At 42.3% G+C, this 13,692-nt stretch carries 12 protein-coding genes, 1 tRNA gene and 1 other annotated feature; all 13 genes read right to left on the bottom strand.

Annotated features, from left to right (window positions below):
- Positions 1 to 131: 131 nt before the first annotated feature.
- On the bottom strand, positions 132 to 1,163 hold the full coding sequence (locus NCCP133_RS02715; protein ID WP_264803419.1) for a tetratricopeptide repeat protein: 1,032 nt from the start codon (positions 1,161 to 1,163) through the stop codon (positions 132 to 134).
- A 96-nt stretch (positions 1,164 to 1,259) separates the two neighbouring features.
- Positions 1,260 to 1,853 (bottom strand): 3-isopropylmalate dehydratase small subunit, encoded by a 594-nt coding sequence (gene leuD / locus NCCP133_RS02720; RefSeq protein WP_264803420.1) that lies wholly within the window; start codon positions 1,851 to 1,853, stop codon positions 1,260 to 1,262.
- A 16-nt stretch (positions 1,854 to 1,869) separates the two neighbouring features.
- Entirely contained in the window at positions 1,870 to 3,285 is a 1,416-nt protein-coding gene (gene leuC / locus NCCP133_RS02725; RefSeq protein WP_264803421.1) for a 3-isopropylmalate dehydratase large subunit, read from the bottom strand.
- A gap of 70 nt (positions 3,286 to 3,355) precedes the next feature.
- A complete protein-coding gene (leuB, locus tag NCCP133_RS02730; protein WP_264803422.1) occupies positions 3,356 to 4,468 on the bottom strand; it encodes a 3-isopropylmalate dehydrogenase in 1,113 nt (370 codons plus the stop codon).
- A gap of 67 nt (positions 4,469 to 4,535) precedes the next feature.
- Positions 4,536 to 6,080 carry a 2-isopropylmalate synthase gene (locus NCCP133_RS02735; RefSeq protein ID WP_264803423.1) on the bottom strand — a complete coding sequence of 515 codons (1,545 nt, stop codon included), beginning with the start codon at positions 6,078 to 6,080 and terminating at the stop codon, positions 4,536 to 4,538.
- Positions 6,067 to 7,089 carry a ketol-acid reductoisomerase gene (gene ilvC, locus NCCP133_RS02740; RefSeq protein WP_264803424.1) on the bottom strand — a complete coding sequence of 341 codons (1,023 nt, stop codon included), beginning with the start codon at positions 7,087 to 7,089 and terminating at the stop codon, positions 6,067 to 6,069. The genes NCCP133_RS02735 and ilvC overlap by 14 nt, the downstream gene beginning before the upstream one ends.
- A gap of 51 nt (positions 7,090 to 7,140) precedes the next feature.
- The gene (gene ilvN / locus NCCP133_RS02745) at positions 7,141 to 7,659 is read right to left on the bottom strand and encodes an acetolactate synthase small subunit (RefSeq protein ID WP_264803425.1); all 519 of its coding nucleotides are present in this window, start codon (positions 7,657 to 7,659) and stop codon (positions 7,141 to 7,143) included.
- Entirely contained in the window at positions 7,656 to 9,374 is a 1,719-nt protein-coding gene (gene ilvB / locus NCCP133_RS02750; RefSeq protein ID WP_264803426.1) for an acetolactate synthase large subunit, read from the bottom strand. The genes ilvN and ilvB overlap by 4 nt, the downstream gene beginning before the upstream one ends.
- Before the next feature lie 77 nt (positions 9,375 to 9,451).
- Positions 9,452 to 9,712, bottom strand: a binding site (T-box leader).
- 438 nt (positions 9,713 to 10,150) lie between these two features.
- Positions 10,151 to 10,227, bottom strand: a tRNA-Arg gene (locus NCCP133_RS02755).
- Between the two features lie 138 nt (positions 10,228 to 10,365).
- Entirely contained in the window at positions 10,366 to 10,884 is a 519-nt protein-coding gene (locus NCCP133_RS02760) for a metallophosphoesterase (RefSeq protein WP_264803427.1), read from the bottom strand.
- A complete protein-coding gene (locus tag NCCP133_RS02765) occupies positions 10,881 to 11,492 on the bottom strand; it encodes an XTP/dITP diphosphatase (RefSeq protein WP_264803428.1) in 612 nt (203 codons plus the stop codon). The genes NCCP133_RS02760 and NCCP133_RS02765 overlap by 4 nt, the downstream gene beginning before the upstream one ends.
- A gap of 1 nt (position 11,493) precedes the next feature.
- On the bottom strand, positions 11,494 to 12,264 hold the full coding sequence (rph, locus tag NCCP133_RS02770; RefSeq protein WP_264803429.1) for a ribonuclease PH: 771 nt from the start codon (positions 12,262 to 12,264) through the stop codon (positions 11,494 to 11,496).
- Between the two features lie 182 nt (positions 12,265 to 12,446).
- The gene (locus tag NCCP133_RS02775; protein WP_264803430.1) at positions 12,447 to 13,520 is read right to left on the bottom strand and encodes a GerMN domain-containing protein; all 1,074 of its coding nucleotides are present in this window, start codon (positions 13,518 to 13,520) and stop codon (positions 12,447 to 12,449) included.
- Positions 13,521 to 13,692: the final 172 nt, after the last annotated feature.

Raw genomic sequence — 13,692 nt, forward strand, 5'->3', positions numbered from 1 at the left:
ATCATTTCATTCACTGCAGAATGTTATGAATATCTCCTGGTTTGCAAGGCATATTCATGGATTAAATGTATATATACACATAATACAACCATTATATTATAACATACGTACGTGGTCTTTCAACAATCAGGCTATATATTGGGATAAGAAATTTCTTCTATCTTTCTAATACAGCTAAGGGCTTCTTCCAATTCCTCTTCAGAAATCCCATAAAGCTTTGCCATCTTCCCACTGGAAGCCTCAAGACCATGATATTCGCTGGCAAGCCTGTGATAAGCTGCTGCCCATGATGCTGCATTGAAAGGTTCCAGCTCAAGCGGATAAACTAAAAAAAACTGCCTTTCAATGAGGCCTTTTATATTTTCATATAAAATAGGGTCTTCTTGTTCCAGTTGTGCAGCCAGTTGGCTGACAATTGCTGACAGCTTCGGCTGCTGATGTACCGGAGGAAGATCAGACGGATTAAGACTTAAGGATTTTCCGAATTTCTCCAGCACCACTTCCTTATCATACTCATGCTCTGACATCACATTTAAAAGCATTGTTTTAAAGAAGGGATGGCCTTGTTCAGATACGAGGTATGCTTTAATATCATCTATATAGGGTCTTATATTCTGTTCTGCCAGCTGTGCAGCCAGCATCATTTGTGCATTTTGGTCCTGATATGAAAACAGATTCAGTTTTTTATTTTTATTTTCTTCTACAGGTATCGCTTCACGCTCCTGTTTTTCAGGACTTGTTCTCTCCATTCTTCTGCAGAAGGCAAGCATTCTGCTAAAATGGTCAAACTTTTCTTTCGGTATCTCCCTCTCTTCCAGCAGAACTTCAACGGTTGCAACAATTTCATTATACTGATGGAGCTGGACAAGGATCATTAAATATAAATCCATTACTTGTATGTAATCCCCAATGCCTGATTGAAGCATTTTATTCGCAAGCTCCTTTGCTTTCTGAAGATTGCCAGCTTCGAAATAAGCCAAAACCAGGCCTATGTGGATATCTGTATGATCTGGTTCGATCTCCATTGCTTCCTCAAAAAAACAGATCGACTCCTGATACTTGTTCTGCTGAAAACTCTCAAGCCCTTTTTCCATCAATCTTTCTGCAACGCCGGGAAATAGAATGATTTTATTATTTTGTTTTTTCTGTTCCCGTTTATCCATGCCAGAACCGCCTCAACTTTATTTTTGAAATTAGTTTAGCATGAATGAATAAAAAAACAAAAAGATTCATGGCAGTTGCCATGAACCTTCAAGAATTTATTGTCTTACAATCTCTTTTCTTTCAAAGTTTCCTATGTGATCTTCCAGTTGAAGTGTTATCTCTATTTCATCCCACCCGTTAATGAGCATTTTCTTCCAATAGTCGTTAATAAAAAATTTAGCGGTAAAGCCCTGCCCATCTTCAATACATTCATTCTCCAGGTCAACCTTCAGCTCATACGGCTGATTTTTAGCCCGCTCCAGCAGATAGTCTACCGTTTCAGCAGGCAGGCTGATCGGCAAAAGTCCATTTTTTAAACAGTTTTGATGAAAAATGTCAGCAAATGAAGGGGCGATGATCACTTTAAAACCGTAATCTCCTAGTGCCCATGGAGCGTGTTCACGCGAAGAGCCACAGCCAAAATTTTCATTCGCAATAAGAATTGGAGCTCCCTGATTCTCTTTTCTATTTAATTCAAAATCCGGATTTGGCTCTCCCTCTTTTGTAAATCTCCAATCATAGAATAAGAACTGTCCAAATCCTGTCTTTTCTATTCTTTTTAAAAATTGTTTTGGAATAATTTGATCTGTATCCACGTTCGCTCTATCAAGAGCTATTGCTTTTCCATGTAACGTCTTAAATCCGTCCATTCCGCTCTCCCCTATCTTATTGAACTGTTTCCGCTGCAAGCAAAGCACCGACATCGACAAAATGGCCATATATTGCTGCTGCAGCTGCCATCATAGGGCTGACAAGATGCGTTCTTGCACCAGACCCCTGGCGCCCTTCAAAATTCCGGTTTGATGTTGATGCACAATGCTCTCCGCTTGGCACAATATCATTATTCATGCTTAAGCACATACTGCAGCCTGACTCTCTCCATTCGAATCCTGCTTGCTTGAAAATAACATCTAGGCCTTCAGCCTCAGCCTGCTTCTTAACCTGCTGCGAACCTGGAACAACCAGTGCTCTAACTTGCGGGTGAATCTTTTTTCCTCTGATTATTTCCGTAGCCTGCCTTAAGTCCTCTAAACGGGAATTAGTGCATGATCCAATAAAAACATGCTGAATTTGAATATCTTCTATTTTTTGCCCTTCCTTCAGCCCCATATAGGCTAATGCTCCGGACAAAGATTTTTTCTCAAGTTCTGTTTCGCAATCCTCCAGGCGCGGTATTTCTTCTGTCACTTTTGATGTCATCGATGGATTTGTTCCCCAGCTGACCATCGGCGCAATATCCGCTGCATCTATTTTAATAGTTTTATCGTAGGTTGCATCAGAATCGGAGGCAAGGTCTATCCAGTTTTCAACTGCCTGCTCAAAGCCTTCTCCTTTTGGAACATACTTACGGCCTTCTAAATAGGCAAATGTAGTATCGTCCGGACTAACCAGCCCAGCTCTTGCGCCACCTTCAATTGACATATTGCAAATCGTCATTCTTTCTTCCATGCTCATATTTGCAATGGTATCCCCGCAATACTCGATAATATAGCCCGTGCCAAAACCAATCCCATTTTTGGCAATCACATAAAGGATTACATCCTTAGCTGAAACACCCTTATTTAACTCTCCATTAATTTCCAACTTTAAACTTTTAGGTTTTGTTTGCCATAGTGTCTGGGTTGCCATCACATGCTCTACTTCACTTGTGCCAATCCCGAAGGCAATGGACCCAAATGCTCCGTGGGTTGATGTATGGCTATCACCGCATACAATCGTCATTCCCGGCTGGGTCAGCCCCAGTTCAGGGCCAATGACATGTACAATCCCCTGTTCAGGGCTATCCAATCCGGCAAGCTGGATGCCAAACTCCATGCAGTTTTTTTCAAGAGTAGTCATCTGGTTCAACGCAACCGGGTCATTTATTACCTTGCGGTTATCGGTTGGGATATTATGATCCACTGTTGCAAACGTTTTATCTGGCCTTCTAACCTTCCTATTTTTCATCCTTAAGCCTGAAAAAGCTTGAGGGGATGTAACTTCATGCACTAAATGAAGATCAATATATATTAAATCTGGCTTTCCTTCTTCCTTGTGGACAACATGTCTTTCCCAAATCTTATCTATTATTGATTTTCCCATTTTTGCTCGACTCCCTTTTTAAAAGAAACACGACCGCCGATGGCCGTGTTTCAGTTTTAAAATTTTTATTCTAAGCATAAGCCCCCATAATGTTTAAGATTGCTTCATTGTCCAAAAGAGTAGCCTTTACCTCTTCGATCATTTCCGAAGTAGAGACCTGCTTTTTGCCAAATGAGACGATATCTCTTGTGCGGCAACCGGCATCTAATACTTGATTGACCGCATTTTCGATTGCTGCCGCTTCTTCTTCCATTCCAAAAGATAAACGCAGCATCATAGCGGCTGATAATATCATGGCAATTGGATTAGCAGTATTTTTTCCTTCGATATCAGGCGCTGAGCCATGGATCGGCTCATATAAATACGGCCCATTTTCTGAAATGCTGGCAGATGGCAGCATTCCCAAAGAACCAGTCAATACCGATGCCTCATCACTGAGAATATCCCCAAACATATTCTCGGTTACTACAACATCAAATTGTTTTGGATTTTTGATCATTTGCATAGCTGCATTGTCAACAAGCATATGTTCTAAAGTCACGTCCGGATATCGCTTGGAAAGGTCTTCAGCTACCTCTCTCCACATTCTGCTGGATTCAAGGACATTTGCTTTATCAATGGATGTAACTTTCCCACGCCGTTTTCTGGCAAGCTCAAAAGCCAGCTTAATGACACGGTGCATTTCATCTTTTTGATAATATAAAGTGTCTACTACAGCATCTTCCCCGTTTTGCTTCGTTCGTTCACTCGGTTTTCCAAAATAAAGGCCGCCGGTTAGTTCCCTGACCATCAGCATATCCACACCCTCGATTACTTCCTTTCTTAATGGAGAAGTATCAGAAAGGCTTGAATAATACTGTGTAGGTCTTAAATTAGCATATAAGGCCAATTCCTTGCGGAGCTTCAAGAGTCCCCTTTCAGGACGAAGGTGTGGAGGCTGACAGTCCCACTTCGGTCCGCCTACTGCTCCAAGTAAGACCGCATCGCATTCTTTGCAAAGCTCCAGTGTTTCATCGGGCAGCGGAGTGCCAGCTGCATCAATCGCCGTTCCACCAATCTTTCCGTATGAAAAGTCAAATTGGTGGCCGAAACGTTCCCCTACAGCCTGCAGAACTTCAATTGCCCCCTTCACTACTTCTTTGCCGATTCCATCTCCAGGAAGTACAGCGATACGTTTTTTCATTCTTTATCCCTCCGCCTAGTTTTATAGTTTGAGGTGCCACATCAGCCGGCACCTCTATCTCATCTGTTTAATTTGCTTCAGCTGCGGGCACTGCCGCTTTCTCATTCATATAGATCACTCGATTAACGGCATTCAAATAGGCCTTTGATGAAGCTTCCAGTACGTCCTGGGCTAACCCGCGTCCGCTGGTTTCAACTCCATCATATTTTAGTTTCACATATACCTGAGCCAGAGCATCTCTTCCCGCCCCAACGGATTGAATCCGGTAATCAAGCAGGTTGACTGACCCATTTACGCATTTCTCCAATGTGTTATATAGTGCTTCAATGCTTCCCGCTCCTGTACCCGCTTCCTGTATAAACTCATTGTTTGAACCAGATAGAGTAACAGTTGCCGTTGGAACAGAATTTGTGCCATATTGGATTTGGATTCCAATCAGTTCGTAGAAGCGCTGCTCTTTGGAAAGCTTTTCCTCCAATACGATGGCAGCCAGATCATCATCTGTCATTTCCTTTTTGCGGTCAGCCAAATCTTTGAATACCGCAAATAATCGATTGGCTTCTTCATCTGAAACCTCAAGCCCCAGTTCCATCAGGCGGTTTTTAAATGCATGCCGACCTGAGTGCTTTCCCAGTACCATGGAATTGGATTGAAATCCAACCAAATTCGGAGAAATAATTTCGTAGGTTGTTTTTTCTTTTAAGACGCCATCCTGATGAATGCCCGATTCATGAGCGAAAGCATTACCTCCAACAACCGCTTTATTGGCTGGAACCACCATGCCGGTCAGTTTGCTGACTAAGCCGCTGGTCCGGCTGATTTCGTTAAGGTATAAACGGGTTGACGCCTGATAATAGTCATTTCGGATATAAAGAGCAACTGCTAATTCTTCTAAAGCTGCATTTCCTGCTCTCTCACCAATGCCATTAATGGTCCCTTCAATTTGTGTTGCCCCATTTTGGATGGCAGATAAAGAATTAGCAATGGCCATCCCAAGGTCATCATGGCAGTGTGCAGAAAGGGAAACCTTATCAATGGAAGGAACATTATTTTTTAAATATTGAAAAATTTCTCCGTACTCCTGCGGCGTCGTATATCCGACAGTATCCGGAATATTGATAATCCTTGCCCCTGCCTGAATGACCTTTTCAATTATTTCAGCAAGAAATGGCAATTCAGTCCTGGAAGCGTCCTCGGCTGACCATTGGACGATTGGGAACTTTGCTGCTGCATACTTAACTGTTTCGACAGCAGTCTCGATTACTTCTTCCTTTGACTTTTTCAATTTATATTGTCTATGGATCGGAGAGGTAGCCAGGAATGTATGTATTCTTGGCTCCGCTCCGTCCTTCAAGGCTCCCCAAGCTGCATCTATATCAGAAATAACAGCTCTTGCCAGCCCTGTTACAGAACAGTTTTTAATTGTTTGGGCAATTTTTTGAACGGAAGCAAAATCGCCATTCGAAGCAGCAGGGAATCCAGCTTCAATAATATCAACGTTCAATCTCTCCAGCTGCCTTGCAATCTCCAGTTTTTCAGAGAAGTTCAAGTTCACACCGGCTGACTGTTCACCATCTCTTAAAGTCGTATCAAAAATCTTAATTGTTCGCACTGACAACCACTTCTTTCTTTTTGCCGCTGTTTACAAACGGCATCATTTTCCGAAGTTCTCTTCCTACTTGCTCAATTGGATGCTCATTCTCGCTTTGGTTCACAGCATTGAAAACTGGGCGGTTCGCCTGATTTTCCAAGATCCAGCCTTTAGCAAACTTGCCTTCCTGAATATCCTTTAGGACTGCCTTCATTTCTTCTTTCACCCTTGCATCTACCACTCGCGGACCGCTGACAAAATCTCCCCATTGTGCTGTATCCGAGATTGAATAGCGCATTCCTTCCAAGCCGCCTTCATACATAAGGTCGACAATGAGCTTTAATTCATGAAGACACTCAAAGTATGCCAATTCCGGCTGATAGCCTGCTTCCGTTAAGGTTTCAAAACCAGCTTTTACAAGTGAAGTCAGCCCCCCGCAAAGCACCGCCTGTTCTCCAAATAGATCCGTTTCAGTTTCTTCTTTAAATGTTGTTTCCAAAGCACCAGCACGAAGAGCGCCAATGGCTTTGGCATAAGCAAGAGCCAATTCCTGTGCCTCTCCAGTCACATCCTGATAGACTGCAAATAGCGCCGGTACACCTGCATCCTGTTCGTATGTTCTTCGTACAAGATGTCCTGGGCCTTTAGGGGCCACAAGCAACACATCACATTTTTCTGGAGGTACGATCTGATTAAAGTGGATATTAAAACCATGGGCAAACATTAATGCCTGGCTGGTTAAATTCGGTTCGATTTCTTCCTTATATACTTTTGGCTGAAGTTCATCAGGCAACAAAATCATCACCACATCTGCCTGTGCGACTGCTTCCCCTACTGTGTATACTTGGAAACCGTCTTCTGCAGCCTTTTCCCATGACTTTCCTTTGCGAAGGCCGATGACTACTTCAACACCGCTGTCCCTCATGTTTAATGCATGCGCATGTCCCTGGGATCCATAGCCGATTACCGCTACTTTCTTTCCGTTTAAATATGCTGGATTTGCATCTCCGTTATAATACATTTTTGCCATGTTAAATCTCCCTCTCTAATTAAAATTTTTTATTTTTTAAATATTCCTTCATTAAATAATAGAATAAGACTTGTGCTGCTGGGAATTACGCTGTGTCCCCCTTGGGAATGCTGTGGTTCCTGTACGGGCAAGCTCCTTAATGCCATATGGTTTGATCAAGTCAATGAAAGCTTCCACTTTATCGGATTCCCCGGTTATTTGAATCGTCATGCTGTCTTTGCTGACGTCTATAACCGAAGCCCTGAACGGCTCAATTAATGAGTAAACTTCATTCCTTGTGTACGGTACAGCCTGGACTTTGATAAGAGCAAGTTCCCTTGCAACAATTGATTGATCTGTGATATCCGTTACCTTGATCACATCAATTTGCTTGTTTAATTGTTTTGTAATTTGTTCGCTAGCCCTGTCATCTTCTACATGAACCACGCAAGTGATGCGGGACATCCCTTCGTGTTCAGAGAGGCCTACTGAGATGCTTTCTATATTGAAATTCCTTTTGGAAAATAAATTTGTAATTCTATTCAGAACACCCGGCCTGTTCATAACAGTCAGGCAAATGATTCTTTTCATGGTTTAACACCTACCATTTCGTGTAGTCCTTTTCCAGGAGCTATCATTGGATAAACATTTTCATCCGGATCAACCCTGAAGTCCAAAAGAACCGGTTCGCGGCTGTTGAGAACCTCATCCAGAACAGCTTCTGCTTCTTTTTCTGATTGAATCATATAGCCTTTAATATCATATGCTTCTGCCAGTTTCACAAACGATGGCTGTACTGGGATCTTGCTATGGGAGAAGCGTGATTCATAAAAGATTTCCTGCCATTGGCGAACCATGCCAAGCGCCATATTATTTAAAATGACTATTTTAACCGGCAAGTTCAATTCCTTGATGATTGCGAGCTCCTGAGTGGACATTTGGAAGCCGCCATCTCCGCAAACAGCAATAACACATGCATCAGGATCTGCCAGCTGTGCGCCTATGCTTGCCGGAAAGCCGAATCCCATTGTTCCAAGCCCGCCTGAAGTTACCCATCTGTCTGCTCTTTTAAAGCGGTAATACTGGGCTGCCCACATTTGATGCTGGCCTACATCGGTGACTACAATGGCATCTCCGTTCGTTTTTGCATGGAGCATTTCCATAACCTTTTGTGGCTTTAATCTTTCCGCTTCTCTATCGTAGAAGTAGGGATACTCCTCTTGCCATTGCTGAATGGTTTCCATCCATTCTTTTTGTGCCGGCGGTTTTCCATCCTGCTGGATCAGCTGCTGAAGAGCTTCCTTAGCATCTGCTACAATCGGGATCGATGTCGGAACATTTTTGCCAATTTCAGCAGGATCGATATCGATATGGGCTACTGTTGCATGAGGGGCAAAATGCTTCAAATTGCCAGTCAGCCTGTCATCGAATCGAGCTCCTATATTTATCAGCAAATCACATTCTGTTAAACCCATATTCGCTGCGTAGCAGCCGTGCATACCTGCCATTCCAACAAATAGCGAATGGTTTGCCGGGAACCCGCCCAGTCCCAACAGTGTGTGGATAACCGGGATCTGCTGCTGCTCTGCATACTCCTTTAATTCGGCGGAAGCTTTGGCATGGAGAACGCCTGCTCCTGCCAATATGACAGGCTTTTTCGCTCTGCTTACCGCCTCTGTTAATTTCCTTACTTGCAAATAATTAGGTTTTAATGTAGGCTGATACCCTGGCAAATCCACTTCTTTTTCTTCCGGAGGCTGCGCAATTGATGCTGCGATATCTTTAGGAATATCAATCAATACCGGACCAGGCCTTCCAGTTGAAGCGATATAAAAAGCTTCCTTCACAATTCTTGGTATATCTTCAATACTGCGGATCTGATAGTTATATTTCGTGATAGGCGTTGTGATCCCGAGGATATCCGCCTCCTGAAAGGCATCCGATCCAATGACGCCTGTAGCCACCTGGCCTGTAAAAACAATCAGAGGAAGTGAATCCATCATTGCGTCCGCAAGCCCTGTTACAATATTCGTAGCCCCTGGACCTGATGTGGCAATTACTACACCCGGCTTTCCTGAAATGCGGGCATATCCTTCGGCTGCATGTATTCCTCCCTGTTCATGCCGGGGCAAAACATGAAGAATTTTTGAATCATACAGCTTATCGTAGATTGGAAGAACTGCACCTCCTGGGTAACCAAAAATCACTTCAACATTTTCAAATTCCAAGGCTCTTAATAACAGATCTGCACCGGTAACCGTTTCGGTCTCCGTTTTTGTTTCTGTTAAGGCAGCTTCCTGCAACATTTGTTGATAACCTCCTCTGGTTTTTACTCCAATATAAAAAGCCCTTCCATCCCTATACATGCCTATTGATTCTAGGCTTAAGGGATGAAAAGGCTTTGATAAACCTGTTCCACGGTACCACCCTGATTCACGCGTAACACGTGCACTCATGGATAGCAAAACTGCTATCCGTTTTGATAACGGGTGCAATACACCCGGCAGCCCCTACTCGAGGAGTTTTCTTTCAGGCCTGCGCTCCGAGGTGAGTTCATTTCATGAAGGCATTGCCGGTTTTCAGCACCTCCGGCTCTCTGTGAATGCCTGATCATAAAACTACTTATCCTCTTCTACGCTTTTCATATTTAGTGTTTCAATTTCTCATTAAGGAGACGTATCTCAGGATACTCATCGTTATTGTTTAACACTTTAAACCGCTGAATTTTCAGATTAAAAAAATCTGCAAACGGCATGATCAATCATTCCATTTAAGCGGTTGAAATTCCAATTGATTCAGATTTGAATTTCTTATATTGAGGACTATCTTACGCCCATTTTCACAAGCCGTCAACACCCCTTTTGTGAATTATTTGATAATTTAGACTAGTGCGCTTTTTTGTATCCGCTTACAATGTTGATGTATTCACATTCTGTTGGACAAAATTTTTTTTGAAAATTTTCCTAATACCGAAGATCGCTGACATGTTCGAGGGAATTGCGGGGAACATCAGAACACAAAAAAACTCACCGGAATGGTGAGTGAAATTCGGTAAGATATGTAGTGTTGCTTGGTGTGTAAATGGCGTCCCAGGAGAGATTCGAACTCCCGACCGACGGCTTAGAAGGCCGTTGCTCTATCCTGCTGAGCTACTGGGACATGAAATAATATTAATTTTTTGGATATATTACCTCAACGACAAGTTTTATTATATTAGACAAATAATACAAAGTCAACACTTTATTAAATTTTTTTTGAAAGAGGGAAGCAATTCTTCCCTCAATTATTATATTTAAATTATTGCGTTTTTGCCAGTGAAAATTTTTGTGTTAGTTCAGGAATTTTCCCGCCAGTTAAATCATAAATATCCAATAAAATTTCTTTTCCCTCAGCCTCAAGGATTACATAAGTCTTTTCCTTTCTTCCTCTTGGCAGCCTGATGCTTCCTGGGTTAATAAATAATATTCCCTCTTCCATTGCTGCCCCAAGAAAATGGGAGTGGCCGAAACAAACAATATCTGCATCTATTTCGCGTGCGCGATATGAGAGATTCATAAGAGTTGATTTTACCGAATATCTATGTCCATGCGTGACAAAAATAAGAAGCCCCCCAGCCTTTTCAACACGGTCTTCCGGGAACCCTGCATCAAAGTCGCAATTTCCTCTGACAACTGTATATCCATTAATTGAATCGTCATCAGCCTGCAGTTCAGAATCTCCGCAATGAATCATCAAATCCATGTCTGAATGCCTTTCACGAATTCTCTTCAGGTCAGCAGTTAATCCATGACTGTCACTAACGACCAGAAGCTTCATCGTTTTTCAGCTCCAGAAAGAAATGATGGAAGCACTTCTTCCAGTTTTTTCAGAGCTTTCGCCCTATGGCTGATCTGGCTTTTTTCTTCAGGCATTAGTTCTGCCATTGCTTTTCCTTTTTCCTCCGCAAAGAAAATGGGATCATAGCCAAATCCATGAGTGCCTTTTTGTTCTCTCAAAACATAGCCTTCACATGTTCCTGAAACTGTAATTGTATCTTTCCCTGGTGCAGCAATTGCAAGCGCACAATAAAACCTCGCCTGCCGGCTATTATCAGGTATGCTTTCCATTTCTTCCAGCACTTTATTTATATTTTTCTGGTCATTTTTATCTTCACCTGCATATCGTGCGGAGTAAATGCCAGGCTTTCCGCCAAGGGCATCTGCCATTAATCCGGAATCATCAGCAATAACCATCGTTCCAAATGCTTTAGAAACGGTTTCGGCTTTTAGAATGGCATTCTCTTCAAAGGTGCTGCCTGTTTCTTCCACATCCTGAAAATCCGGATAGTCCAATAGCGTTTTAACCCTATAACCAAGAGGCTTGAACATTCGCTCAAACTCTCTTGCCTTACCTGAATTTTTTGTTGCGATGATTACTTCCTGCATGCTAAGCCTTCCCTTCCAGCTTTTCTCTTTTGTTTTGAATGCTTGATGTAATTTTGTTTCCAAGTGCTTCCTTCTGGTGTTCAAAGAGCTCTGAGATGCCTCCCTGGGCAGCACTTAACAGCTCCTGAAGCTGAGAATAAGAAAAGGTTGCCTCTTCCCCGGTCCCCTGAAGTTCTACAAACTCTCCATTTCCTGTCATGACTACATTCATGTCAACTTGTGCAGCAGAGTCTTCCATATAATTCAAGTCTGCCACTGCAAGCTTATTATCAAGGATACCGACACTTGTAGCAGCAAGAAAATCATTGATTGGGTATTGGGAAAGCTTCTTATTGCTGTAAAGCTTGTCCATTGCATACGCCATTGCAATAAATGCGCCAGTTATGGAGGCAGTGCGCGTCCCACCATCTGCCTGAATAACGTCACAATCAAGCCAAACGGTTCTTTCGCCCATTGCCTCCAAATCTGCAACGGCACGAAGGGCACGGCCAATTAGGCGCTGTATTTCCATTGTTCTGCCTGAAATTTTCCCTTTGGCTGATTCCCTTATGTTTCTTTGTTCTGTAGCTCTTGGAAGCATTGAATATTCAGCTGTGATCCAGCCTTTTCCCTTTCCCCTCATAAAAGGAGGGACTCTTTCATCAATACTCGCTGTACAAATCACCTTTGTATCTCCTACTGTAATAAGGACTGAGCCCTCAGGATGCTTTAAGTATTCTGTTTCAATATGTATTGGCCTTAGCTGCATTGGTTTACGTCCATCTGCACGCACGATCTGATTCCCCCTTGATTTTTTTAATGCAATAAAACGTTTTTGGTTATGGCAATATAACAGCCCAATCAAAAAGGGCAGTGAAATGGAGCTACGCCCTTCGTTTTTCTGCAAGAAAGAAGAGGCGGCAATTTATGCCTACCTCTTTCCTTTTACTATATAGTATAACAAATTATTCTTTTTTAAAAACTTCCTGTATTCACATTTTCAGGACGAGTCACTGGCTCTGTTAATTTCTCCCCGTCCTCATTCACAATTTCCGCTTTGCCATCAACTGTCACAGCAACGCTTTCAATATCTTTTTGTTCCGTCAATGAGAGTACTAAGGCATTCAGCAGATGTTTTGAAATGATTTTTTCTTCAAAGCTGCTGAAGACACTTTCATTAAAGTTGAGTGTGACTTTGCCGTCCTCTATCATTGGATCTTCAAGGAGCTCAACATCTGGAAGGAAATCTGTTACCAGATTAGAAGCATAGTTAGGGCCTTTAACCAATTCGTTAACAACCGCTTCAACATTATTATCCGTTTTATTGCTGACACGTTTTGTGACAGGGACATAATAATAGTTTTCTTCATCTCCGCCTAGATAGTATACTGTAACAGGCTTTGTATTAGTAATATCTACCACTTCTGCAGTATCCATATTTATGCCATTGGCCCTGCTTAATGATCCGCTGATCGGCGTTCCGTTTACAGGCATTTCTTTTAATTCATGTCCGTTCAATGTAAGCTTTACCTTATCGATAGAGTCAAATTGGGTCAGCGTCCATGTAACTGATTCCAGAATTTTCATTTCATCTTCAGGAGCGTATTCCTGGAATTCTTTCGAGAAATCAACAGTGGCAACCTTATCTTCGATATTCACTGAAACCTTCGTATCAGCAGGAAGTACTGCCCGGAAATCGTTAGGAAGCAAATCGGTTACAGGTCCGTTCTCTACCAGATATTCCAACGCCTGAGTAGCTACAGAATTGGTTTTTGGAAGCTCAAGTGTCTGCGATACGACATATCCGTTTTTATCAATTAAATAAAGTTCTGTCTTAAGGTTTGCCACAACACCTTCTTCGTTCTCTGCTGACTCTGCTTCCGTTCCGTTCGTTTCTTCAGCAGTATTTTCGCCTTCATCGGAGTACGTTACCGCTTTTGGCGGATCCACCTTTTCCTTCCCCTGGCTTCCAAATAGACCGCATCCTGATAATAATACAGATGAAACGAGTACAGCTGAAACTATAGTCGTTTTTTTATTTATAGACATATTTAATCCCCCCTGAGACAGTTTGTACTACATGTATACGAGCCTATCTGTAATTTAGACCGCCTTTCAGCAGAAAAGTATAAATAGATTTTTGACAGATTTGGACAAATTCTTAATAAATAGGATTTTTAAAAAAAGCAAGCATACAAAAAGAAGCTCCAAACGGAAGCTT

This window comes from Cytobacillus sp. NCCP-133 (assembly GCF_026011715.1).
Taxonomy (GTDB): Bacteria; Bacillota; Bacilli; order Bacillales; family Cytobacillaceae; genus Cytobacillus.

What these genes read in the sequence shown, in the direction of transcription:
- NCCP133_RS02765 (WP_264803428.1), bottom strand. Translation starts at nt 11,492, where the DNA reads ATGCAGGAAGTAATCATCGCAACAAAAAATTCAGGTAAGGCAAGAGAG.
- NCCP133_RS02760 (WP_264803427.1), bottom strand. Translation starts at nt 10,884, where the DNA reads ATGAAGCTTCTGGTCGTTAGTGACAGTCATGGATTAACTGCTGACCTG.
- ilvC (WP_264803424.1), bottom strand. Translation starts at nt 7,089, where the DNA reads ATGGCAAAAATGTATTATAACGGAGATGCAAATCCAGCATATTTAAAC.
- ilvN (WP_264803425.1), bottom strand. Translation starts at nt 7,659, where the DNA reads ATGAAAAGAATCATTTGCCTGACTGTTATGAACAGGCCGGGTGTTCTG.
- leuD (WP_264803420.1), bottom strand. Translation starts at nt 1,853, where the DNA reads ATGGACGGATTTAAGACGTTACATGGAAAAGCAATAGCTCTTGATAGA.
- leuB (WP_264803422.1), bottom strand. Translation starts at nt 4,468, where the DNA reads ATGAAAAAACGTATCGCTGTACTTCCTGGAGATGGAATCGGCAAAGAA.
- NCCP133_RS02715 (WP_264803419.1), bottom strand. Translation starts at nt 1,163, where the DNA reads ATGGATAAACGGGAACAGAAAAAACAAAATAATAAAATCATTCTATTT.
- leuC (WP_264803421.1), bottom strand. Translation starts at nt 3,285, where the DNA reads ATGGGAAAATCAATAATAGATAAGATTTGGGAAAGACATGTTGTCCAC.
- NCCP133_RS02775 (WP_264803430.1), bottom strand. Translation starts at nt 13,520, where the DNA reads ATGTCTATAAATAAAAAAACGACTATAGTTTCAGCTGTACTCGTTTCA.
- ilvB (WP_264803426.1), bottom strand. Translation starts at nt 9,374, where the DNA reads ATGTTGCAGGAAGCTGCCTTAACAGAAACAAAAACGGAGACCGAAACG.